The sequence below is a fragment of the Nocardia cyriacigeorgica genome (assembly GCF_010868145.1).
GTDB classification, from domain to species: domain Bacteria; phylum Actinomycetota; class Actinomycetes; order Mycobacteriales; family Mycobacteriaceae; genus Nocardia; species Nocardia cyriacigeorgica_D.
Genome location: NZ_JAAGUY010000019.1, coordinates 82,994 through 105,625, shown reverse-complemented (window position 1 = coordinate 105,625; position 22,632 = coordinate 82,994). Strand labels below are relative to the sequence as shown.

At 67.3% G+C, this 22,632-nt stretch carries 22 protein-coding genes; 11 read left to right on the top strand and 11 right to left on the bottom strand.

What is annotated here, in order from left to right:
• Positions 1–166: 166 nt before the first annotated feature.
• Positions 167–694 (bottom strand): LysR substrate-binding domain-containing protein, encoded by a 528-nt coding sequence (locus GV792_RS20750; RefSeq protein ID WP_309139136.1) that lies wholly within the window; start codon positions 692–694, stop codon positions 167–169.
• On the opposite strand from GV792_RS20750, the gene GV792_RS30385 reads away from it, so the two are divergent.
• Positions 609–896: a dihydrodipicolinate synthase family protein gene (locus GV792_RS30385; protein WP_375154470.1), complete on the top strand. Its 288-nt coding sequence runs from the start codon at positions 609–611 to the stop codon at positions 894–896. The two genes, GV792_RS20750 and GV792_RS30385, sit on opposite strands and share 86 nt — an antisense overlap.
• 71 nt (positions 897–967) lie before the next feature.
• On the opposite strand, the gene GV792_RS20740 is transcribed toward GV792_RS30385, so the two are convergent.
• Positions 968–1,477: a nuclear transport factor 2 family protein gene (locus GV792_RS20740; RefSeq protein ID WP_163825941.1), complete on the bottom strand. Its 510-nt coding sequence runs from the start codon at positions 1,475–1,477 to the stop codon at positions 968–970.
• A 218-nt stretch (positions 1,478–1,695) separates the two neighbouring features.
• Here GV792_RS20740 and GV792_RS20735 point away from each other — a divergent pair, with 218 nt between their 5' ends.
• From GV792_RS20735 to GV792_RS20725, 3 genes are read left to right on the top strand one after another with little or no spacing between them, the layout of a single operon-like run.
• Positions 1,696–2,433: an IclR family transcriptional regulator gene (locus tag GV792_RS20735; protein ID WP_163825940.1), complete on the top strand. Its 738-nt coding sequence runs from the start codon at positions 1,696–1,698 to the stop codon at positions 2,431–2,433.
• A 12-nt stretch (positions 2,434–2,445) separates the two neighbouring features.
• On the top strand, positions 2,446–2,961 hold the full coding sequence (locus tag GV792_RS20730; RefSeq protein WP_163825939.1) for a nuclear transport factor 2 family protein: 516 nt from the start codon (positions 2,446–2,448) through the stop codon (positions 2,959–2,961).
• Positions 2,958–4,073, top strand: a complete 1,116-nt coding sequence (locus GV792_RS20725) for an NADH:flavin oxidoreductase (RefSeq protein ID WP_163825938.1) — start codon at positions 2,958–2,960, stop codon at positions 4,071–4,073. The genes GV792_RS20730 and GV792_RS20725 overlap by 4 nt, the downstream gene beginning before the upstream one ends.
• Before the next feature lie 17 nt (positions 4,074–4,090).
• On the opposite strand, the gene GV792_RS20720 is transcribed toward GV792_RS20725, so the two are convergent.
• Both GV792_RS20720 and GV792_RS20715 read right to left on the bottom strand, forming a co-directional pair.
• Positions 4,091–5,062, bottom strand: a complete 972-nt coding sequence (locus GV792_RS20720; protein ID WP_163825937.1) for a pirin family protein — start codon at positions 5,060–5,062, stop codon at positions 4,091–4,093.
• Between the two features lie 230 nt (positions 5,063–5,292).
• A complete protein-coding gene (locus tag GV792_RS20715; protein ID WP_163825936.1) occupies positions 5,293–6,345 on the bottom strand; it encodes an alpha/beta hydrolase in 1,053 nt (350 codons plus the stop codon).
• Positions 6,346–6,752: 407 nt separating this feature from the next.
• Here GV792_RS20715 and GV792_RS20710 point away from each other — a divergent pair, with 407 nt between their 5' ends.
• The gene (locus tag GV792_RS20710) at positions 6,753–7,313 is read left to right on the top strand and encodes an SRPBCC family protein (RefSeq protein WP_309138666.1); all 561 of its coding nucleotides are present in this window, start codon (positions 6,753–6,755) and stop codon (positions 7,311–7,313) included.
• 115 nt (positions 7,314–7,428) lie between these two features.
• On the opposite strand, the gene GV792_RS20705 is transcribed toward GV792_RS20710, so the two are convergent.
• A complete protein-coding gene (locus GV792_RS20705; RefSeq protein WP_163825934.1) occupies positions 7,429–7,878 on the bottom strand; it encodes a MarR family winged helix-turn-helix transcriptional regulator in 450 nt (149 codons plus the stop codon).
• Between the two features lie 143 nt (positions 7,879–8,021).
• Between GV792_RS20705 and GV792_RS20700 the strand changes: the two genes are divergently transcribed.
• The 4 genes from GV792_RS20700 (at position 8,022) to GV792_RS29770 (ending at position 13,386) form a co-directional block, all read left to right on the top strand.
• A complete protein-coding gene (locus GV792_RS20700; RefSeq protein WP_163825933.1) occupies positions 8,022–9,863 on the top strand; it encodes a sensor histidine kinase in 1,842 nt (613 codons plus the stop codon).
• Between the two features lie 93 nt (positions 9,864–9,956).
• Positions 9,957–11,555, top strand: coding sequence for a protein kinase domain-containing protein (locus GV792_RS20695; RefSeq protein WP_256673859.1), 1,599 nt, complete (start codon positions 9,957–9,959; stop codon positions 11,553–11,555).
• Between the two features lie 47 nt (positions 11,556–11,602).
• Positions 11,603–12,073, top strand: coding sequence for an NUDIX hydrolase (locus GV792_RS20690; protein ID WP_163825931.1), 471 nt, complete (start codon positions 11,603–11,605; stop codon positions 12,071–12,073).
• Positions 12,074–12,138: 65 nt separating this feature from the next.
• Entirely contained in the window at positions 12,139–13,386 is a 1,248-nt protein-coding gene (locus GV792_RS29770; RefSeq protein ID WP_163825930.1) for an alpha/beta hydrolase, read from the top strand.
• Positions 13,387–13,434: 48 nt separating this feature from the next.
• Here GV792_RS29770 and GV792_RS20680 read toward each other — a convergent pair whose 3' ends face one another.
• The 4 genes from GV792_RS20680 to GV792_RS20665 all read right to left on the bottom strand — a co-directional run bounded on the left by GV792_RS20680 (position 13,435) and on the right by GV792_RS20665 (position 17,803).
• Positions 13,435–14,430, bottom strand: a complete 996-nt coding sequence (locus GV792_RS20680; RefSeq protein WP_375154362.1) for an NAD(P)H-dependent flavin oxidoreductase — start codon at positions 14,428–14,430, stop codon at positions 13,435–13,437.
• A gap of 168 nt (positions 14,431–14,598) precedes the next feature.
• Complete coding sequence (locus tag GV792_RS20675) at positions 14,599–15,825, bottom strand: cytochrome P450 (protein WP_163825928.1); 1,227 nt, start codon at positions 15,823–15,825, stop codon at positions 14,599–14,601.
• A 158-nt stretch (positions 15,826–15,983) separates the two neighbouring features.
• The gene (locus GV792_RS20670) at positions 15,984–16,922 is read right to left on the bottom strand and encodes a serine hydrolase (protein WP_256671675.1); all 939 of its coding nucleotides are present in this window, start codon (positions 16,920–16,922) and stop codon (positions 15,984–15,986) included.
• Positions 16,919–17,803: a LysR family transcriptional regulator gene (locus GV792_RS20665; RefSeq protein WP_175583171.1), complete on the bottom strand. Its 885-nt coding sequence runs from the start codon at positions 17,801–17,803 to the stop codon at positions 16,919–16,921. The genes GV792_RS20670 and GV792_RS20665 overlap by 4 nt, the downstream gene beginning before the upstream one ends.
• 223 nt (positions 17,804–18,026) lie before the next feature.
• Between GV792_RS20665 and bla the strand changes: the two genes are divergently transcribed.
• Positions 18,027–18,896 carry a class A beta-lactamase gene (gene bla, locus GV792_RS20660; protein ID WP_309139138.1) on the top strand — a complete coding sequence of 290 codons (870 nt, stop codon included), beginning with the start codon at positions 18,027–18,029 and terminating at the stop codon, positions 18,894–18,896.
• Positions 18,897–18,966: 70 nt separating this feature from the next.
• On the opposite strand, the gene GV792_RS20655 is transcribed toward bla, so the two are convergent.
• Complete coding sequence (locus tag GV792_RS20655) at positions 18,967–19,473, bottom strand: nuclear transport factor 2 family protein (RefSeq protein WP_163825927.1); 507 nt, start codon at positions 19,471–19,473, stop codon at positions 18,967–18,969.
• Between the two features lie 281 nt (positions 19,474–19,754).
• On the opposite strand from GV792_RS20655, the gene GV792_RS20650 reads away from it, so the two are divergent.
• Positions 19,755–21,401: an alkaline phosphatase D family protein gene (locus tag GV792_RS20650; RefSeq protein ID WP_175584598.1), complete on the top strand. Its 1,647-nt coding sequence runs from the start codon at positions 19,755–19,757 to the stop codon at positions 21,399–21,401.
• 10 nt (positions 21,402–21,411) lie between these two features.
• Here the strand turns inward: GV792_RS20650 and GV792_RS20645 are convergent, their stop codons facing one another.
• On the bottom strand, positions 21,412–22,527 hold the full coding sequence (locus tag GV792_RS20645; protein ID WP_163825925.1) for a mechanosensitive ion channel family protein: 1,116 nt from the start codon (positions 22,525–22,527) through the stop codon (positions 21,412–21,414).
• Positions 22,528–22,632 lie beyond the last annotated feature (105 nt).

Sequence of the window (22,632 nt, the reverse complement as noted above, 5' to 3'; positions counted from 1 at the left end):
TCGCTACCTACGCGGTGCCGATGAGTGTGCGCTGGGGCTACGCCTCCCGCCCTTCGGTGAGTCGGCAGAACCCGCGCGCGCCAGCGGAACTCGCGACTGAGGCCGAGGACGCCGGGTGCGACGGGGTGGCCATGGACACCCGCGCCCGGCGGTCGCGAGGACTCGCCTACGGCAAGCACTGTGGGAAATGCTTTGCGGCACAGTCATGCAGTGCATTTCGCGCGGCGCTGATAGCGGGATGGGCCCGGGTGCAGCTGCGGTAGGCCAACCTGGTGCGCCGTCGAGTCGGTAGCGAGGTCAGCACCACGCCCTCAGGCGGGTCGAGGGCACCTAGTTCGGGTACCAAGGCGATGCCGCGGCCGGCGGCCACGAGGGCAAGTACGGCGCTGAAGTCATCGACGTGGTAGCGGATTCGCGGCGTGAAACCCACCGCTTCACAGACCCGGATTGTCATCGTGTGACAGAGGGTGCCGGACGTGCCCGTGATCCACGGGGACGCGTGATGGGCGGCAAGCGGATCGTCGGTGGATGCGGCGAGGTAGATCGGCTCCGCGAGTAACGGATCGGTATCGTGTGAAAGGCACCGATGCGCAAGGTTCCGGTGAGGTGTGCGCCTGCGATGGTCAGGTCGGCCGCCGCGCGCTCCAGCGTGGCGTTCCCATGACCCTGCCGGACTTGTCGTTCCTCTGATCACGCCGTTCACCGCTGATGGTGAACTCGCGCCGGAGGCGCTGGAACATCACGCCCACCAAGTCCTCGACGATGGCGCGACCGGGATCGTCGCGCTCGGCACCACGGGCCTCATGAGCAGGATCCCTTCCGAGGTCGCTGTCCTGGCCGGCGACGATCTGTATGCCGCGCCCATGCTCGCCCTCGGCGCACGCGAGCCAGCGTGAGCGCCAACGGACGTACCCACCGCCGTCATCCGCGGGATTCGGCGGGACCGCCGCCCGCTTGCGACCGCGCCCTACTGTGCCGCTTCGGACAACCCACTCGCGAGAATCCCCCGCCCCGCTTCGTGCCCGTCGAGAATGCGACTCGTGCGAGTGATGACTCGCCATCCTTCGGCGGTTCGGGTCAACTCCCAGCGGTTGGCGGTGACGCGGCTGACGCGATATCCGGACCCCTCCGAATCACGCAGAATCAACTGCGTATGGCAGACAGCGATCGCGGTATCGCCGTCGACGGTGATCCGGGCCGGGCTCATGACATGGCCGCAACCCCGGTGGATGAAGCCTTGGTGCCCGTCGCTACGGACCATCGCGGCGATGGCAGTGCGCCCGTCCATGCGGCCGGTGTCGACGTCGTAGACCCCGTCCTCGGTCCACAATTCGGACACCACGTCCGCCAGGCCACTGTCGACGGCGGGGCCGTAGGTGTAGAGCAGCCGCATGATCTCGTTGTGGTCTTCGAGCAACCGCATACGCTGCTCCAACCGCGCCAAGCGCTGTTCGACGGCATCCTCGGGTGGGGTCATCGGCTCTCGCTCCTTCCTACTTTCCTCCGGACCTTGCCGGTGCAGCGGGCCGACAGGCAACACCCGCATCCGAACAGCGGAATCGCCGCAGGCAGGCGCATTTGCCCGCACAGCGGGACCGGCGGCCTACAACCGGCACGCCCCGTGCTTCACTGACTGGAACCCGTTACACCGTCGGCCGGCTGCGCGTACCGGCCGCCCACGCCCGAGGGGTGAGCATGCCGGTCTCCGACACACCGAACACCGCCGTTCCGTCCTCGACGCTCGACCGGCTGTCACTGGTCATCGACAGTTTCCGCGACACACCCCGCGCGACGCTCACCGATATCGTCCGCCACACCGGCATCCCACGCACCAGCACGCTGCGCATGCTCGAGCAGTTGGTGCGGATGGGCTGGCTGCGCCGCCGCGGTCACCAGTACGAGCTGGGTGATCGTCTTGCCGAGCTCGGCATACTCGCCGCCTACCAGAACGGATTCGACAGGGTGGTTGGGCCGCTGCTGAGCGAACTGCACCGGGTGACCGGACACATCGTCCATCTCGGCGTACTCGACGGCGGCGAGGTCGTCTACCTGGACAAAGTCGGCGGCCGGACGGCTCCGACGCTGCACACGCAGGTCGGGTCACGTATTCCGGCGGCCGCGTCGACGATCGGCAAGGCGCTGACCGCACCGGCGCACCGGGCGGCCGCCGATCGCCCGGCAGGCATCGCATTCGGTGTGTGCACCAGCGGACTCGGCTGCATCGGAGCCAGGATCGGCACCTACCGCGGCACACAGATCGGGCTCTCCATCAGCGGGCCGCGTACCCAGGTCCGGTTCGACCTCCCGAATGCCGCTCCCGTCCGGCTGACCGCCGCGGCGATCGCCCACTATCTCGACCTGTCATCCGACCCGCTGCCCGCGCCCGCGTCCGCTCACCGGAATCCGCGTTTGCGGGCCCCTCACCAGCGCTGACAGCGTTGAACCATGACGCACGGGACACTATCGACCGCCGCCGAGCAACTGCTGGCGATCGAGGACATCAAACGCACCTTCGCCGCACGGCTGCGCTGTATGGATACCAAGCAGTGGGAGCTGTATCCCCTTCTACACACCGACGACGTTGTCTCCGAGACGTGGGGCGGCCTGCCCGACGACAAGCAGCCACAGACCGATGGCGCCCGGAACCGGATCGTCGGGAACCACCGGCTCGCCGAGGCGATCCGCACTCTGCTGGACGGTGTGACCACGGTGACCACCGTCCACCACGGCCACACCCCGGAAATCGAGTTGACCAGCGATACCACCGCCACCGGAATCTGGGCCATGGAGGACAAACTCTGGTGGCGCAATGGTGACCGCGAGGAGCATCTGCACGGTTACGGGCACTATCACGAGGAATATCGCAAGGTGGGAGGGCGCTGGTTGATCAGTTACCGCACGCTGACCCGGCTGCGTGAGGACAAGACCCCCGGATTCTTCGACTACTTGCGGCCGCTGTGACGCCGTTGTTCACCCCGATCGGTATCCGCTCGCTGGCCTTGCCGAACCGAGTGGTCATGTCGCCCATGACGCGTGAGCATTCTCCGGGCGGGGTGCCGGGTGCGGATGTCGCTGCCTACTATCGCCGACGTGCAGAGGGCGGGACCGGGCTGATCGTCACCGAGGGTGTCGCTATCGACCACCCGAGCGCGGTGGACAGTGCGAAAGTGCCTCGGCTGCACGGTGATGCGGCGCTGACGGGCTGGCGTGGCGTCGTCGACGCGGTCCATGCCGCGGGCGGGCGGATCATCCCGCAACTCTGGCATGTGGGACCGCTGTGGGGTGCGATGGGTGCGATCGATCCAGAAGTGGTCCCGATGCGCCCGTCAGGGTTGTGGGGCGAGCCTGGGCGCACCGTCTATCCAGCGGACTACATCGCGAAGGCGAGCATCCCCACCCGCGCGATGACCGAGGGCGATATCGAGGAGGTGATCGCCGCGTACGTGCGTTCGGCGCGCAATGCCATAGCGGTCGGCTTCGACGGCATCGCCATCCACGCCGGTCACGGATACCTACTCGACTCGTTCCTCTGGAAGTCGACCAACGTGCGCGATGACCATTGGGGTGGAGACCTGCATCGGCGCACCAACTTTCCCGTCGAGGTCGTCCGCGCCATCCGCAGCGAAATCGGCCCGCGCCCGCCCATCTTCTACCGCTTCTCCCAGCACAAGCAGCAGGACTACGGTGCACGGTTCGCCGACACACCCGATGAGCTGTCGCTGGTGTTGAACGCCCTGGTCGACGCGGGAGTAGACGTGCTCGACGCCAGCGCCCGCCGCTTCCACGACCCCGCCTTCGAGGGCAGCGACCTGACCTTGGCCGGCTGGGCCAAGAAATTGACCGGTGCGGTGAGTATGGCGGTCGGCAGCATCGGCCTGAGCACATCGCTGCGTGATCCCGGCCGCCCCGAGCCCGCCGATCTCGACGGTCTGCTGCGCCGCCTGGATGACGGCGAATTCGATCTCGCCGCGATCGGGCGGCTGCACCTGGCCGAACCCGCCCTTGCCCGGCTGCTGCGCGACGGCACTGTCCCGGCATTCGATCGAGTACGCCATGTGGGACGCCTCCACTGAATGGGCCTGAACTCGCCTCAGCGTGGACGGTGTGGCATGAGCGCGTTCTCCGGAACGACGCCGAGCCGGCCGGACTGGAAGTCCTCGATGGCCTGGACCAGTTCGGCACGGGTGTTCATCACGAACGGCCCGTAATGTGCGACCGGTTCCCGAATCGGCCTACCACCGAGCAGCAGGACCTCGAGCGCCGGACGATTCGAATCCTGCGTGGTGTCGGCGGCCACCGTGATCCGGTCGCCCTTCCCGAACACCACCAGCTGCCCCTGCTCGACCGGCCTCGCTTCGGCGCCGACCGTGCCGCGGCCTGACAGGATGTAGACCAGGGCGTTGTAGTCGGGTTGCCACGGCGCGGACAGCTGTGCACCGGGGGCGATCGTCGCGTGCGCGAAGGTGATGGGGGTATGTGTCGACCCCGGGCCGTCGTGGCCGTCGATCGAGCCCGCGATCACCCGGACCAGCGCACCGCCGTCCGCGGAGGCCAGTAGCCCGGCCTGTCCACCCTCGAGGCTCTGGTACTTCGGCGCAAGGAACTTGTCCTTGGCAGGCAGGTTCACCCACAGCTGCAAGCCGTGGAACAGACCACCGGAGTCCACCAGTTCGGCGGGCGGCGTCTCGATATGCAGAACCCCCGACCCTGCCGTCATCCACTGGGTGGCGCCGTTCTCGATCATGCCGCCGCCGCCATGGGAGTCCTGATGCTGGAAGCGGCCATCGATCATGTAGGTGACGGTCTCGAAACCGCGGTGTGGATGCCAGTCGGTGCCCTTCGGTTCACCGGGTTCGTAGTCGACCTCACCCATCTGATCCATATGGATGAACGGATCGAGGTCGGCCGTCGACACTCCGGCGAACGCCCGGACCACCGGGAACCCTTCGCCCTCGTAGCCGCGCGGGCCGGTGGTCACCGAACGCACAGGACGCTCGGTGGTTTCGGGCGCGGCGGGCGCGATCCGGGGCAGGGTCAGCGTATCGGCCGTTACAGCAGGCATAGCGTCTCCATTCTCTGCCGCTCCCCCGGTTCGGGGGCGCGGACCGTGCTACTCGCTGTCGAATCGAACTGGTTCAACTTTTAACCATATTCGCTGCTCGTTTCTTCCATGCGAGCAGAGCGCATGCCCACGGAGCCATATTCCGCCAGGTCGCAGCCCCTGATACACGCAACCGGCGAAGCGATCGTGTGATCACTTCGCCGGTTCGAGAGGCGGTTCGCCGCGTGGCCTCAGCCGATGGACGACGACAGGGCCGGGAGCATGCGGATGACCTGGTCCTGCCAGTTGTTCCAGGCATGGATGCCGAACGCCGGGAAATCGAACGTCGCGTTGTTCGCACCGAGGGTGGCCATGCGGACCTGGAAGGCACGGGTATTGACCAGCGCGAGCGCTTCCAACGCCATGCCGTTCAGGGTGCCGAAGCTCGGGGCGTCGGCGGCGGTCGGCAAGCCGCTCGCAGCGGAAACCCACAGGCGGGTGTTGTTGCCGATCAGCCGCGGCGCGAACACGAACGGATCCATCCGCAGCCATTTGGGATCCCAGGGCGCGGCCATGGAGTCGACGTTGTAGCCACCGGCGTCGATCATCGCGACGCGGATCGCCTCACGCATGCCCGGTGCGGAGATGTTCAAGTAGCCGGAGAAGGAGCCTGCGAAGCTGAACTGGTCAGGATGGTAGGCGGCCAGGGTGAGCGCCGCGCTGCCGCCCATCGACAGCCCGAAGACGCCATTGCGGTTCGGGTTGAAGCCGAGGCGGTCACGCAGCGAATAGCGCAGTTCCTGAGTCAGGAAGGTCTCCCACCGGTAGGTGTAGTCCTTGCCCGGGCCGCCGGAGAAGACGTTCAAGCCACCGGAACCGCTGGAAGAGCCTGCCGCACCTGGCGGAATCCCGGCAAAGGTGGAGGGTGCGTTCCAGTCGATATAGAAGCTGGACTGCCCGCCGACCGGCATGACGACGTTGATGTTCGACTTCGTCAGCTCTCTGGCCACCTCGGTCTCGATTTCCCAGCCGTTGAGGTCCTCGCGGGCACGCATGCCGTCCAGCGCGTAGACCACGCGGTCGGTGTTGCCATCGGCGGCGCGGAACACACGCGACTTGATCGGCCCCATGCTGGAGTCGACCCAGAAATCGAAGCCATCCGGATTGAACGCGGCCGGGGCGCTCGGCGCACCCATGACGGCCGCACCGACCGCCATGATGAGGGCGACCAGCGACGCGAGCAGAGCCCGGCCGATGCCGGTGCGGGACGATTCGGGCCGGGGGCCGGGGCGGCGCAACCGCATCAAGGAACCTTTCTCGACGAGACATGACCATCACGCGGCCATCGCATCCCGGCCCCGACGCCGTCGGATCGACCACCACGTGAGTTGTCCAGGATGTCGGCCCGTACGCGTCGACCGTTACCTTGTTGTGACATTTGCCTCGCGGCATATCGCGGCTGAATGACCGCCGCCGCGACCGCCCACGACAGGCGAATCGATCGACGGCCGCACCCACAGCGGAATCACCGCATCGTGGACGTCAATTGCAAATGCACGACACAAACGTTCTTGCATTCGACAATCGCATTCAGCCGAGAGTGAATTTTCCTCCAGCAGTTCATATTCCACCGGCCGGTTTGGCGCGTCCGGCCGCCCACCATGTGCCGATGATGTAACCTTCAACCCCAGTCGATGGAGAGGCAACCGTAGTGGCCCTGGCCCGCAGTAGCGCTTCCTGCGCGGTGAATGCACCGAAAGAGAAAGTGTGGGCGCTGATTTCGCGCCCGGATCAGCTGGCAAAGTGGGTGCCGAATCATGATTTCTGGATCGGCACGGTGCCGGAAACATTCACACTCGGCGCCACCCTCCGCGCCCAAGTGACGATCACCAGCATCATCCATGAACTCGACCTCACCGTCACCGAAGTCATCCCGTTCGAACGACTCGAGCTCAGTGGCGTCGGTCTCACCGGCAACCATTTCAGCTACTCGATTTCCCTTGCGGAAGCGCGGAACTCACCGACGGTGGTCACACTGGAAACCCGCTATACCGGACCGGCCCGCGCCGACGCCGACTATTCGGTGATCATGCCGATCGTCGCCGACGAGATGAACCGCAGCGCAAAACTCCTCGCGGCGCAATTCGCCACGAGTGAAACTCGTAGTTACGGAAAACGGCCATCGATGACACCGACCGCTCCGTTACTGGACGACGATCAGGTGGGCCGCACAATCATGAGGACCACCACCACAGTCCAGAGCACGTCGTAAATCCCTGCCAGCATCGCCAGAATCCGCGGGCGGCGGACATCCTTCAGTTTGAAGGAAGCCTAGCGACAACCTTCAACTCAACTGAAGCACTGGTGATACAGCTCACGCGGGCCGATTACTCGGAGACGAACGCCTCGGTGAACACCGCGACGATGGCGGCACCCACTTTTCGCTGAACAGGGTCCGCGTCCGGGCCGAACAGCTGCTCGTCCACCGCCGACACCGCCTTACGCGCATCCCCGAGTAGGCGTGTGCCCTTGGCGGTGAGTTCGATCGTCGACGCCGACCCCGCGCGCGCCGTACGGTCACGTACCAGACCGGCGCTCACCAGCGTCTTCACCGCGGTGTGCACGCTTTGCACGCTGATACTCGACATGCGCGCCAGCTCGCTGAACGACGCACCGGGCACACCCGCGATATGCCCGAGCAGCCCGAGCCTGCCGACGGTGAGGTCCAGCGGCGCGAGCGCGGCATTCAGTTCGGTCTCCACCCGCCGCGCGAGGGTGAGCACGAGGATGGAGGCACTGGTCACGGGTGGGCCCGGCCGGTCGTTCTCGGTGGTCACCGACCTATCTTCGCGCACCCTCGCCGACAGCCCGGTTCCGCGTGTCCCGGCACAGCGGAACCGAGGTTTCGGTGCGAGCACGGTGGTGCGACGGCCGCGGGTGGACAAAGCTGGATGTCGACGGGTTGATCGAAGGACAGGCGATGAGTCGTCGAGCGCTCGTAACGATGGTCGTGGCCACCCTGGCACTGGTGGCGGCCGTGGTGTTGGCGGTGGACTGGTCCGAGTCGGCGGTCCACGATCCGGCGCGGGCGCTGTTGCTCGGCCCGCGGGAATCCTTCGTGGCCGCACAGGGACCGAATCCGCCGGTGTTCGGCGTGGTGGAGCTGGTGTTGTTCCTGTGCGCCGGGCTGTCGTTCGTCATCTCGGGGACACTGGCCTGGCGAGCTCGGCCGGACGTGCAGGCCGGGGCGTTGATCGCGGTGGCCGGGCTGTTGTGGCTTTCCGGCGGCATCCGCCGTTCCAGTGATCCGGCGCTGTTCACCGCCGGTGCCCTGCTGACCAATCTGTATCTGCCGGTTCTCATCCACATGGTGCTCGGATTCCCGTCCGGGCGGCTGCGCTACAGGTGGGAGCGCTGGTTCGTCGGCGGCGCGTGGCTGCTCGCGACGGTCGGGGTCGCCTGCGAATGGTTGTTCTTCGATCCGCGGCTCTCGGAAAGCACTTACCCATCGACCTCGGTCAATCTGCTGCTCATCCGTGATATTCCCGCGCTGGCCGAGGCGATTCAGATCGGTGCGGGCGCGATCGCGCTGGTCATGGGCGCGACCCTGCTCGGCGTCATCGGCTATCGCTGGCGGACAGGGTCGCCTGCGTTCCGCGCGGGATTCACGCCCCTGGCCTTGGCATGTCTGCTGTCGGCGGCGCTCACCATCTGGATACTGGTCGCGGCCGCCGAATTCCCGGATTCCCAGGAAGGATGGGTCCACAGCCTGCGCGACCTGCGGTATCCGACCACGGCGCTGCTGCCGATCGCGGTCGTCTGGGGCCTGGTCCGCTATCGCCTGGCCAAAGCCGCGATCAGCGACGCGATGGTGGAAATCGGGAACGCTCCGGTCGAGGAGAGTTTCGTCGGTGCGCTCCGCCGCGCCCTGCACGACCCCACCCTCGTGCTGTGGACCTACGAACCCGAACGTGGCGTGTACGTCGATGAGGACGGCGGCACGCAGACCTTGCCCTCCGGAAGCGGCCCGCGCGCTGCGACCGTACTGGAGCGTGACGGTGTGCCGCTCGGCGCTCTCGTCTACGACGAGACCTTGCGGTCGCAGCCGGAACTGCTGGACGCGGTGCGCGGCGCCGCGGGCTTGGCGCTCGAACACGCACGATTACAGCAGGAACTACGCGCACAGCTCGTCGAAGTGCGCAGATCGCGGGAACGGATCGTGACCGCGGGCGACACCCAGCGGCGGCGCCTGGAACGCGATCTGCACGACGGCGCGCAACAACGTCTGGTGGCGGCCGAGCTGCTGCTGCGCCGCGCCCAGCGCGCACCCGACGGGGAACGCCTGCGCGCGCTGCTGTCCGACGGCGCTACCGAACTGGCCACCGCGCTGATCGAGCTGCGCGAACTCGCCCGTGGGGTCTACCCGCCGGTCCTGGCCGACCGCGGGATCGCCGCCGCGCTCAACTCGCTGGCCGAGCGGGCACCGCTGCCGGTCGAAATCCACGACGGTCTCCGGACGAGGCCACCGGCCGGAATCGAGCTCGCGGCCTATTTCATCGCTGCCGAGGCAGTGGCCAACAGTTGTAAGTACGCGGGGGCCGGCCTGGTCGCCATCGAGCTGCATTGCGACGGTGACGCACTGTCACTCGAGATCGCCGACGACGGCATCGGTGGTGCCGTTATCACCCCTGGCGGCGGGCTGAGTGGGCTCAGCGATCGCATTGCGGCGCTCGGTGGCACCCTCACCGTCGACAGCCCGGTCGGCGGCGGCACCCGGCTCACCGCCGTGCTGCCCTTCACCCCCGACGCGGCGGCTTCCTGATACCTAGTCCGTACCGACACCGGCAGATGGTTCCCCGACCTGCGTGCACGTAGTTGAATGGGGGTGGGCCGCCGCGAAGGATGGTGGTTGGCGATGAACAGCGGGCAGTTGACGACCGGCAGCCTCTTCGCGGGATACCGCATCGAAGGGCTGCTCGGTTCCGGCGGCATGGGGGCGGTATACCTCGCCGGGCATCCACATCTGCCACGCCAGGTCGCGCTGAAGGTCCTGCACACAGGTCCCGGCGCCGACGAATCCGTGCGCGCCCGGTTCGAACTGGAAGCCGACCACGCCGCCCGGCTCGAGCATCCCAATATCGTGGCCGTCTACGACCGTGGGCACGTGGACGACCGGTTGTGGATCTCCATGCAGTATGTGCCCGGCACAACGGCCGCTGACCTGGTGCGTAATGGCGCGGTACGGCCGGGGCGGGCACTGCACATCGTCAGCGAGATCGGGCGCGCCCTCGATCACGCGCACCACTGCGGTGTGCTGCATCGCGATGTGAAACCCGCCAACATCCTGCTCGGTCCACCGCCGAGTCCGGACGAACCCGAACGGGTCCTGCTCGCCGATTTCGGCATTGCCAAAGCCCTGGACGAGGCCACCGGGCTCACCCGCACCGGTATGTTCGTCGCCAGCCTGGAATACGCGGCGCCGGAACAGTTCGGAGGCAGCGAGGTCGATGATCGCTGCGATATCTATGCGCTCGGGTGCACGTTCTACGCGCTGCTCGTCGGCCGCCCGCCTTATCCGGGGCGCAGTCTCGCGCAGTTGTGGCAGGCACACAGTCACGGTCCGATCCCCCGTCCCAGCCGGGACCGGCCCGGAATCCCGGCGCGCCTGGACTCGGTAGTGGCAAGGGCTCTCGCGAAAACACCCGAGGACCGGTATCCGACCTGCCGGGCATTCACCGCCGCTGCGGCCGAGGCGCTCGATATCGAGCCGAGCACGGTGCCGGAGGCCGCTACCGCCGACGCCGTGGCGACTCGGCTCGACTCGGTGCAGGCATCAGCCGTGCGGCCCAACAATTCGCTGCGGGTCGTACTCGCCGACGATTCGGCCCTGCTGCGGGGCGGGATCACCCGGCTGCTGCGCGATGAGGGTATCGACGTGGTTGGTGAAGCCGGTGACGCGGAGACGCTGCTGCGGATGGTTGGCGCGTACCGGCCCACGGTGGCGGTGGTCGATATCCGCATGCCACCGACCCACACCACCGAGGGCATCGACGCAGCGATGACGATCCGCAGCGAGTACCCGGACACCGCCGTGCTGCTGTTGTCCCAATACGTCGAAACCGAGCACGTGTCCAGCCTCATCGCGGCAGGCACCGCCGGCTTGGGGTACCTGCTCAAGGACCGGGTTTCCGATATCGACGAATTCGTCGGTGACCTACGCCGTGTCGCCGACGGCGGATGCGCCATCGACCCCAGCGTGGTCAGCCGCATGGTGGCGCGCCCGCATCGACAGCAACGTGCGGTCGACGAACTGTCGGAGCGGGAACGCGAAGTACTCGCACTGATGGCCGAGGGGCGATCCAATAAAGCCATCGGCGCCGCGCTGTTCCTGGGCGAACGCACCATCGAGGCGCATGTCCGGGCGATCTTCCTGAAGCTCGGGCTGCACCCCGAGGCCGACGATCACCGGCGAGTGCTCGCGGTGTTGGAGCATCTGCGGGCATCGAGCACGTGAACGCCGGTCCGCCGTTGGCCGGGACCGGATTTCGTTACCCTGCACAGGTGACCGAGCGATTCCGACTGGTGCCCGCCGTCTACGTGCTGTTTCGCCGCAATGCCGGCGACGATGAGGAAGTGCTGCTGCAGCTGCGGCAGAACACAGGATTCATGGATGGGTTCTGGGCGCATGCCGCGGCCGGACATGTCGAGCTCGGCGAATCGGTGTTCACCGCGGGGGCCCGGGAGGCGGCCGAGGAACTCGGCGTCGATGTCGAAGCGTCGGATCTGTTGCCGCTCACCGTCCTTCACCGCCGTTACGGTGACGGTGCCAAGGACATCGACCATCGGGTGGACTTCTTCCTCGAATGCCGCATCTGGTCCGGTGAACCGCGGCTCATGGAACCGGATAAGGCGGCAGACCTGCGGTGGTGGCCGATCGAGAAGTTGCCGACGCCGTTGGTGGAGCACGAGTCGTTCGTGATCGAAGGGTGCCGGACCGGTGAGCTCCCGCGACTGGCGGCCATGGGGTTCTGATCGCAGCACTGCCGCAGGCGGCCGGCCGGTACCGTTGGCCGCGTCGTCGAGGAGGGAGAGCCGCGGTGAGCGATGAACTCGTACAGCAGTCCGAAGCACGCGAACCCGATACAGATCGGCGACGGTGGCCGTTGCCGCGTTCGGTGGCACTGGTGCTGGCCGCACTGCTCGGGCTGTATCTGCTGGTGGCGCAACTGTTCGCGGTGGTGCCGGTGGGCTGGACGAGTCCGCTGTTGCAGATCTTCCCGGTACAGACGGCCATGTTGATCCTCGGGTCGCTGCGGGACTCGATGGGCTCGTGGAATCTGGTGCTCGGGATCATCTCGGTGGCGCTCGCGGTGTTCGCCTTCCGATGTGGGCGTCCGCGGCGGCTGACCTGCACGGTCGCCGGAATCACCGGCGCCGGATTGGCACTGACCATCGTCACCAGTGCGGCGCTGGTGTACTCCATGCATCAGCACACCGGCCGGTGGGTGCTGTTCGCGCCCGCGGTGCCGCTCGCGGCGGTCGGTGGTCAACCCGACCGCACCGTCACCTACGCCACGATCGATGGCCAACATATGAAGGCCGACCTCTATCTCCCCGACAACGACGGGCCCGTTCCGTTGGTGGTGAGCATCCACGGTGGCGGATTCAGCGCGGGCAGCCGCGGCCCCACCCCGTACACCCGCTGGCTCGCCGATCAGGGATATGCGGTCCTCGATGTCGACTACCGACTCTCCGACGCCACCGTCCATCGGTGGGACACCGAGGACGCCGATGTCGCCTGCGCCATGACCTGGGCCACCGCGCATGCAGACGAATACGGCTGGGATATGGGTCGAGTCGCGACCTTCGGTGGTTCGGCAGGGGGCAACCTCGCGATCAATGTCGCCAATAAGATCAATGCCGACGCGCTGAAGCCGACCTGCGGCGACATCGCCGACCTGCCGCGCGTGCGGGCCGTGGTCGGCATCTATCCCGCCGTCGATCTCACCGCCTCCGAAAACGATTCGGCAGGCGGCGCCGACGTCGGGCGAAAGTATCTGGGCGGCAGTCCCGCCGAATACCCCGAGCGCTACGCCGCCACTGATTCCGCACCGCAGCTGAGTCCGCGATCACCGCCGACATTGCTGATCCAGAGCGGCGCCGACCACCTCGTGTTCGCTTCGCACACCGCGGATTTCGCCGATGACCTCGCCGCAGCCGGAATACCGCGCCGCTATGTGGAGGTCCCGTTCGTCGAGCACGCCTACGACGCGGCGGTCCTCACCACCGGCGCACAGCTCGGCCGCGAACTGACCCTGGATTGGCTGCGCCGCTACACCGGGTGAAGCAGCGGCACTACCTACTGCCCGCACACCGTCCTGAGTCGTCGATGATCAACCGTGGGTGACGTCGGGTTCGGCGATCGTGGATCGGGCGGTGAGATACCGTGCGGCGGCGGTGCATATGTCATCGAATACCTCGGCGACCGGCTGACTGCTGGTCACCAGGCCGATACCTTGGCCCGCGTCGACAGGTGCCAGCCGCGGATCGTCGGCGGCGACCGCGGCGGCGAGTTCGTCGCGCGCACGTTCGTCGGTTGCGAGGGAGTCCTCGGCGCCGTCCCACCGGTCGGTGAAGTCGTTGCGCAGGACTCGCGCCGGATAACGGGCAGGCCACGGCAGACCCTGGCCGATGTCGAAAACGCGGGTGGTGATGGTGTCCGTGGCGTCGGCGCGCAGCAGTGCGGCCCGCGCGTGCTCGGTGGTGAGGGCTTCCGGGCACACTGCCAGGCGGGTACCGAGCCAGGCGCCTGCGGCCCCCGCGCCGAGCACGGCGGCCAACGCATGTCCGGTCGCGATACCGCCGGCCGCCAGTACCGGCACATCGACGGCGTCGCAGACGATCTCGAGCAACGGCAGAGTCGCCAGTGTCGGTTCACCATGACCACCACCCTCGGCTCCCCTTGCCACGATCACATCCACGCCCGCAGCCTCCGCGCGCCGGGCCTGCTCACGGTCGTAGACCTGGGTGGCTGCCAGGATCCCCGCCTGATGCACCGGCTCGACCCAGGACAGGTCGGTGGTGAAGCTGACCGAGACGAGGGTGGGTCGCGCCGCCAGCGCGGTGTCGAACAACGCCGGTTCGCGCGCGACGCCCCAGGAGATCATCCCGATGCCGAACGGTCCCGGATTCGGCCCGAGCTGCTCCAGTTCGGCGGACAGCCGCGCCGCCGAGCCCGCGCTGCCCATGCCGATCATGCCGAGACCACCGGCTGCGGTGACAGCGGCGGCCAGCCTGCCCCCGGCCACGCCGCCCATCGGGGCGTTCACGATCGGGACCCGCAGGCCCATCTCGCGTGACCACGCTGTCGACAACATAACGGGTTCCACCTCCACACAGGTCCAGTCCTCTGCCGGACCGTTCCCCCGTGACAGTAGTGCTCGCGCAGAGCCGTCGCCCCTCACATCAGATCTGGTCCGGCGTGCCGCCGGGGACACACACCAGAGCGGCATCGCCCGGCCGGGCGATGCCGCTCATCGTTCACTCGACGGTGATGTTCACTCGTAGGCGACTTCCCAGCGCTTGATGCCGTTGAGCCAGCCCGAACGCAGCCGCACCGGCTCCGAGAGCTCGCGCAGGTTCGGCATCGCGTCGGCGATGGCGTTGAACATCAGGTCGATCTCGAGCCGGGCCAGGTTGGCGCCAACGCAGAAGTGGGTACCGGTGCCGCCGAAGCCGACATGCGGGTTGGGATTGCGCAGGACATTGAACTCGAACGGATCCTCGAACGACTCCGGATCGAAGTTGGCCGCGCTGTAGAACATGCCGACGCGCTGGCCCTTCTTGATCTGCTGACCACCGAGTTCGGTGTCGGCCGTCGCGGTGCGCTGGAAGGCGGTGACCGGAGTGGCCCAGCGGACGATCTCGTCGGGCGCGGTGCGCGGACGCTGCTCCTTGTACAGCTCCCACTGGTCAGGGTTGTCGACGAAAGCCTTCATGCCGTGCGTGATGGCATTGCGGGTGGTCTCGTTGCCTGCCACCGCGAGCAGGATCACGAACCAAGCGAATTCGTCGGAGCCGAGCGCCTCACCGTCGAGGTCGGCGTCGAGAAGCGTGGTCACGATGTCGTCCATCGGGCACTTGCGCTTTTCCTCGGCCAGGTTCCAGGCGTAACCCATGACCTCCGCGGTCGCCATCTTGTGGTCGCCCTCGAAGTCCGGGTCGTCATAGGAGATCATCTGGTTGGTCCAGTCGAAGATCTTGCCGCGATCTTCCTGCGGAACGCCGATCAGCTCGGCAATGGCCTGCAACGGCAGCTCGCAGGCGACCTGCTGGACGAAATCGCCGCGGCCTTCCTTCTTGGCCTCGTACACGATGCGTTCGGCGCGTTCGGTGAGGGCCTCGCGCAGGCTGTTGACCGCGCGCGGGGTGAAGCCCTTGGACACGATGCGGCGCATCTTGGTGTGGTTCGGCGGATCCATGTTGAGCATGAGCATGCGCAACATTTCGATCTCGTTGCGGGCGATATCGCCGTTGAAGCGGATGATCGCGGTGTTCTCCTCCGAGGAGAACAGCTCGGGGCTCTTCGAGATCTCCTTGATGTCGTCGAGCTTGGTGACCACCCAGTAGCCGCCGTCGTCGAAGCCGCTGCGGCCCTTGCCCTGCGGGCACCACCACACCGGCGCGACCCGGCGCAGCTCGGCGAATTCCTCGATCGGCAAGCGCTGGGCGTACAGGTCGGGATCGGTGAAATCGAACCCGGCGGGGATGGACGGTGCGGCCACGAGTACCTCCTTGCGGCCTGCTCCGGTGCAGACCTCACAGCGTTGTGTAGAACAGGTTCCACTCCGATTAGACCACAATCACCGACCGAGTGAACAGGGTTTAGTAATACCTGTTTATCGAATCTCGGATCTGCGCGTCGGCGCAGGTGCCGACCCTGTCAGTCCTGCGTGAGCGGGTGTCGCAGCTCGGTGACGGCGATCCGCGCGGCCTCGGCGATGGCAGCGTCGACGACAGCGAGCTGTGGGTCGGCGCGCGCCGCACGGGTGAACACCGCGACCGCTATTGGATACTCGCCGGGAAACTCCACCACCGCCACCTCATTGCGGATCACGCCGATGGTGCCGGTCTTGCCCGCGACGAAGACGCCACGATGCGGGAAGGCCGAGGCGATGCGATGCGGCCACACCTGCTTGCGCATGACCGCGCGCACGAACCCGGTCTGTTCGGGCGAGAGCACGCCGCCGCCCCAGACGAGCTGGAGCAAGCGGGTCATGTCCTCCGGGGTCGTCGCACTCGCGTAGGAGGGGTCGTAGGCCGAGACCGACCAGGCCTCGTCGTTATCGGCCAACGCCGCGAAGGCCTCCGCGGTGGTGTGGGTGTCGGTATCGCGCACCAGGCTGCGGTGGACGTCGGCGGTGCCGCCGACGATCCGGGTTTCGGTGAGGCCGAGTTCGGCCAGCAGTTCCTCGACAGCGCCGAGACCGATCTCGCCGAGCAGGATGTCGGCGGCCGCGTTGTCGGAGACCGTCATCATGGAGGTGGCCAGGTCGCGGTGGCTCATGGTCACCGGATCGTGCAGGGCGGCGATGCCTGTCGGGCCCGGTGTGCAGTCGGCGGGGTGCACGGTGATCCGGGCGCCGGGATCGATCAGCCCGTCGTCGATCCGGCGGCAGAACGCGACGAACAGCACCAGTTTGTACACCGACGCGGTGACCACCCGGTCCCGGCCGTCGACCGCGATCTCCGCCGTCGTCCCGCAGCGGCGGGCGTGCAGCCAGCCGGTGCAGCCCGCGTCCGCGAAGACGGCGCGGATCCGATCGGCGACGCCGCGATGCTCGGGAGCGCCCATGAGATCGCTGTGACGGCTACTTCTCATCGCAGCCGCTCCCGGTACAGCACTCGGTCCAGGGCCTCGGCGTGTGGCTGCGCGTCCGCGCGCCGTACCACCCGAACCCGCAGCGCGAACGCCTGCGGCGCCATGGTCAGCCAGGCCACGCCGAGTGTCGGTGACGGCGGCATCGCGGTGAGCCCGAAGCTGGTGCCGGAGGCGACGGCGGCCAGGACCGCGCGATCGTCGCGGGCCGCCGTGACCGGCACGTCCAGCCCGCGTTCGCGCAGCAGATCGAGCACGGTATCGAAGGCGGGCGGATTGCTCGCGCGCGGCGGATACGCGAACGTCAGGTCGGCGAGCATGCGGAAGGTGGGGCGTTCGACGGTGGCGCTGCGGTGATCCGACGGCACCATCAGCCTGCGCGGGATCTTGACCACCGGTCCCGCCTCGACGCCGTCGACGAGGGCCGGATGTTCTATCACCGCGACATCGCACAGACCGGCACGGAGATCACCGAGGATGTCGGTGGTCGCGCCGACTGTCGTGGAGACCGTGGCGCCGGGGCCTGCCGAGGTGCGCAGCGCGGTCACACATGCGGTCACCACGGTGTCCGGCACGGGTGCCGCCACACCCCAGTGCACGTCACCGCGGGCGTGGGCGATGCGCTGCGATTCGGCCAGAAGCTGTTCGGCGTCGTCGACCAGCAGCCGGGAGCGCGGCAGCAGTTGCCGTCCGGCCGAGGTGAGGACCGCTCCGTGCGGAGTGCGATGCACCAGCTCGACGCCGAGGAACTGTTCGAGGCGGCGCAGACCCTGCGACAACGGCGGCTGGGTCATCTCCAAGGCGGCCGCCGCCCTCCCGAAATGTCCCTCGTCGGCAACGGCGACGAAGAAGCGGAGATGGCGGATCAGGTCCATGGCGGTCATTGAACCAGTCGCTCGTTCGTGGTCGATGTCATCGCGCGGGAACAGGCCGTATCTACGCTCGAATATCCGCTCCGACCTGCGGCGATATCAACCCCGACTCGCGGGCGCTTGTGCCCGCTATTGGCCTGGAACGTCGATTCGATGATGTCCTGCCGCCGTGACCTTCTCACCTGCCACCCTCATTTCCGTCCACCACAGGCGGCTGCTCGCCGCCGCGCTCGCGGTGTCCGCGCTGACGCTCACGACGGCGTGCGATTCGAACTCCGGCGCCACTGCTTCCGACTCGGCATCCGTGGCCACCTCGGTGGCCGCCACACCCCAGTTCGCCGAGCTGGAAACGACGTACGATGCGCGGCTCGGTGTTTTCGCCGTCGACACCGGCTCGGGGCGCAGCGTCGCGCACCGCGAGGGCGAGCGATTCCCCATGGCTTCCACTTTCAAGGGCCTCGCCTGTGGGGCACTGTTGCGTGATCATCCGCTGTCGACGGGCTATTTCGATCAGGTGATCCATTTCCCCGCCAGCGATCTCGTCGAGTATTCGCCGGTGACCGAAACGCGGGTCGAGACAGGGATGACGGTCGCGGAGCTGTGCGACGCCGCGATCACCGTCTCCGACAACACCGCGGGCAACCAGCTGCTGAAACTGCTCGGCGGCCCCGAGGGCTTCACCGCGTTCCTGCGCTCCATCGGCGACAATATCTCCCGCCTTGACCGGTGGGAGACCGAACTGAACACCGCGATCCCCGGTGACGAGCGTGATACCACCACACCGGCCGCGCTCGCCGCCGACTACCGCACCCTCGTCGTCGGCGACACCCTCGCCGAACCCGAACGCGCGCAGCTGACCTCGTGGCTTGTCGCCAATACGACCGGTGACACCCGCATCCGCGCGGGGCTGCCCGGCGACTGGAAGGTCGCCGACAAGACCGGGAGCCCTGCCTACGGTTCGGCCCTCGACGTCGCGGTGACCTGGCCGCCAGGGCGAGCGCCGATCGTCATCGCGGTCATGTCCACCAAATCCGAACAGGACGCCGAACCCGATAACGCCCTCCTGGCCGATGCCACCCGCGCTGCGATCGCCGCACTCGGCTGATGCACCGGACCTCCCGCCACGCCGGGCAATGCTCGGCGTGGCGCCGGCCTGCGATGCGCGAGAGCCTCCGCTACTGCGTCACGCGGCAGGACTCGTCGATCGGCCTGGTGATCGACCAGAGGCGGTCGAATCGGCAGGTGGCGATCTTCCATGCTCCGTCCTCGACCACGTACTCGTCGGTGTATTCGCCGGTCGAGACGGTTTCGGTGTTCTCGACGAGATTCACCTGGCGGAACTTCAGCGTCCAGCTGCCGGAAGCGGTGGTGTCGTCATGGATGGTGATGTCGGGGTGCAGGCCGTGATGCATATCGAGGATCACGTGCTTACCGTCGACTGTCTGCAACGCGATCTTCTCGAAGACCGCGGCCATCCCGTCTGCGTCGAAGGCGCCGAGTTCGCCGTAGTCGAGCGCGGAGCCGGAGGCGATGAAACAATCCCGGAAACCCTTCGGGTCCTTGGCATCACACGCACGGAAGTAACGGTGTTTGAGGGCCTTGATCGACTCAACGGCCTCCAGCCGGGCCAGGCGTCGCGCCAGGTCGACATCGAGAGTTTCCGGCGATGGTGAAACGGACATCTTCGTCCTCCTGATCGACTGCTCGGCCATGGCCGAGGCACGCTACCCACTAGAGGCGAACCTAGCCCCGCCCTGCGCAGCACCGCACTGCCCGTCCCGGAGAGCGGACGGCCGGACAGGTCTATGCCCGTATCGAGCGGGCGCCTCACCTCGCGCCGAGCCACGCGCCTCAGGGATCGCATCGTCGAGGCAGGGTGTCATAGGCACACCATCGCCCGACGTCGGCAGGTAACCGCTCGCTTCGCTCCACGACGGCGCCGGAAGCGGGCATGCTGGACGGCATGGAACTCTCTCGTCGGCAGCTGTTGCGCGTCGGCGCCGCGGGCACCGCGACGGTGTTGGCGGGTGCGGCCGCGGCGAGCAGCGGCCGATTCCGGGCGCCGCGCTGGCTGGGCGACCCGTTCTCCCTGGGTGTGGCGTCGGGTGATCCGACTCCGGACGGTGTGGTGCTGTGGACCCGGCTGGCACCGGATCCGCTCGCCCCCGACGGGCTCGGCGGTATGCCGCTGGCCCCGGTGACCGTCGATTACGAGGTCGCCGAGGACGAGTGGTTCCGGCGCGTGGTCACCCGCGGTACGGCGGTAGCCTCGCGGGATCTGGGGCACAGCGTGCACCCGGAGGTGCACGGGCTGGCCCCGGACCGCTGGTATTTCTACCGGTTCCGTGCCGGATCGGCGATCTCACCGATCGGACGGACACGCACGGCACCCGCGGCCGGGCAGGCGGTCTCCCGGATGCGGTTCGCGTTCGCGTCCTGCCAGTCGTGGAGTTCGGGCTACTACACCGCCTATGAGCATATGAGTGCGGAAGACCTCGACCTGGTCGTACATCTGGGCGACTACATCTACGAGAGGTCCTGGCGGCTCGGGCGCGAGGGGGCGGCCATCCCACCGCAACTACGCGATGAGGCCTTCGATCTGTCGGGCTACCGATTGCTGTACGCCCAGGCCAAATCCGAGCAACCGTTACAGGCCGCGCATGCCGCATTTCCGTGGCTGGTCACCATGGACGACCATGAGGTCGACAACAACTGGGCCGCCGACGCACCGGGGCTCGGCTTCGACATCCACCGCATTCCGGCGCTGTTCCGCCGGCGCCGTGCCGCCGCCTTCCAGGCGCTCTACGAGCATCAGCCGCTCCGCATCGCGCAGCTGCCGTCCGGGCCGGATATGCGCCTGCACCGTCGCTACGGGTTCGGAGATCTGGCCGATTTCACCATGATCGACACCCGGCAGTACCGGGATCCACAGGCATGCGGCGACGGCAGCCTCGTCACCGGCTGCGCCGAACGGTCCAACGCCGACCGCACCATTCTGGGTCGGCCGCAACGGGATTGGCTGGTCGACGGCTTCACCGGCTCGCCCGCGCGGTGGCAGGTCCTCGGCAATCAGGTGGCGATGAGCCAGAGCGATTACGACCCGGGCCCGGATCTGGCGGTCGGAACCGATGGCTGGGACGGATACGTCGCCGAACGCGCCGCGGTGCTCGGCGACGCGGTGGACCACGGCGTGCGCAATCTCGTCGTCATCACCGGGGATCGGCACGAGAACTATGCCGCCGACCTGCGCCGCGACCCGGCCGATCCCAGCACACCAGTGGTGGCCGCCGAGTTCACCGGCACCTCGATCACCACCGGCGGCGACGGCGCCGACCTGCCCCACCGCGGGCGCCTGCTGCTGGACGCCAATCCCGATATGAAGTTCTATAACGGGCAGCGCGGGTACGTGCGCGTCGAACTCGATCAGCAGCTGTGGCGCAGCGATTTCCGGGTCGTCCCCTACATCCGTCGTCCTGGCGCGCCGATCGACACGTGTGCGTCGTTCGTCCTGGAAGACGGACTCCCCGGCGTCATCGAGGCATGGCGGCCGGATGGTGGTGCCGAGGGGCGGCACATCGCACAGGGGAACCCCGGCACGGGCGGCAGGTGACCGCCGACGGTCAACTCCGGTAGTTGGTGTCCTCACCGCCTGGCCCGCCGAACGCTCCGCCGGCACCCACCAATGCCAATGACCGGTCATCATCCGCACCGGCGATGGCGGTCGAGATCTTCGGCAGTGCATATGGGTGGTTGCGGCCGAGCCAGTTCAGCAGTTCCTCGCGGACCGCGCAGCGCAGCGTCCATACATCATCGGAGTCGGCGGCCGACATCGCCGCCCGCACCACGATATTGGTCGGTGTGCTGTCGGTGACCAGGAGATTCCACGACCGTCCGTCCCAGTCCGACCGCTCCCGCAAGTATCCGTGCAGATGTTCACGCAGCAGTGGCACCGGTGTGCTGTGATCGAGATGCAGGTACACGGTGCCGGTGAGCTCCGAACCGCCGCGCGACCAGTTCTCATAGGGCTTGCTGTTGAAATACGACACCGGCATCGTCAGCCTGCGGTCGTCCCAGATCCGCACCGTCAGGAACGCGAGGGTGATCTCCTCGACCGTGCCCATCTCTCCTTCCACCACAACGGTGTCGCCGATCTTGACCGAATCACCGAAGGCGATCTGTAGTCCGGCCATCAAATTGCTCAATGTCGATTGCGCGGCCACACCGGCGATGATGCCGATCACGCCTGCCGAAGCCAGCAGCGAGGTCCCGAGCGTCCGTAGGCCGGGGAACAGCAGCAAGATCGCCACCGCGGCCGTGGTCACCACAAGCACAGAGGTGACGATGCGGCGCACCAGCCCGAGCTGAGTTCGCAACTGCCGCACTCGCGCAACATCACGGGTGCGCTGCGCATAGGCGCTGAGAGTGTTGTCCGCGACGGCGTCGGCGGCCCTGATCACCAGCCATACCGCCGCCATGATCGCCATCGTGGCCAGCACGTTGCGGATCACCGCGTCCTGGCGCAGGTCCAGCTCGGCCAGCGGGTAGGTCGCGTGCAACGCCACCGCGCCCAGCAATACTTGAAGCGGTAACCGCACCCGGCGCAGCAACAGCGGCAGCCGGGTGTCCGGGCGTTTGCGCGCGTAGAAGCGCATCAGCCGATCGAAGAGCAGACCGGCTACCACGGTGAGCGCGATGGTCCCGCAGAAGACGATGAGCGGCCGTAGTACTTCCTCCAAGGCGAGAACTCCTTGTCGTTGGTCGTCAATGCGTCCCCGACAGGCTACCGACGCCGAGTGCGCCCGCCGACTGTCCGCCGAATGCCGTACTGTCACGGCATGGTT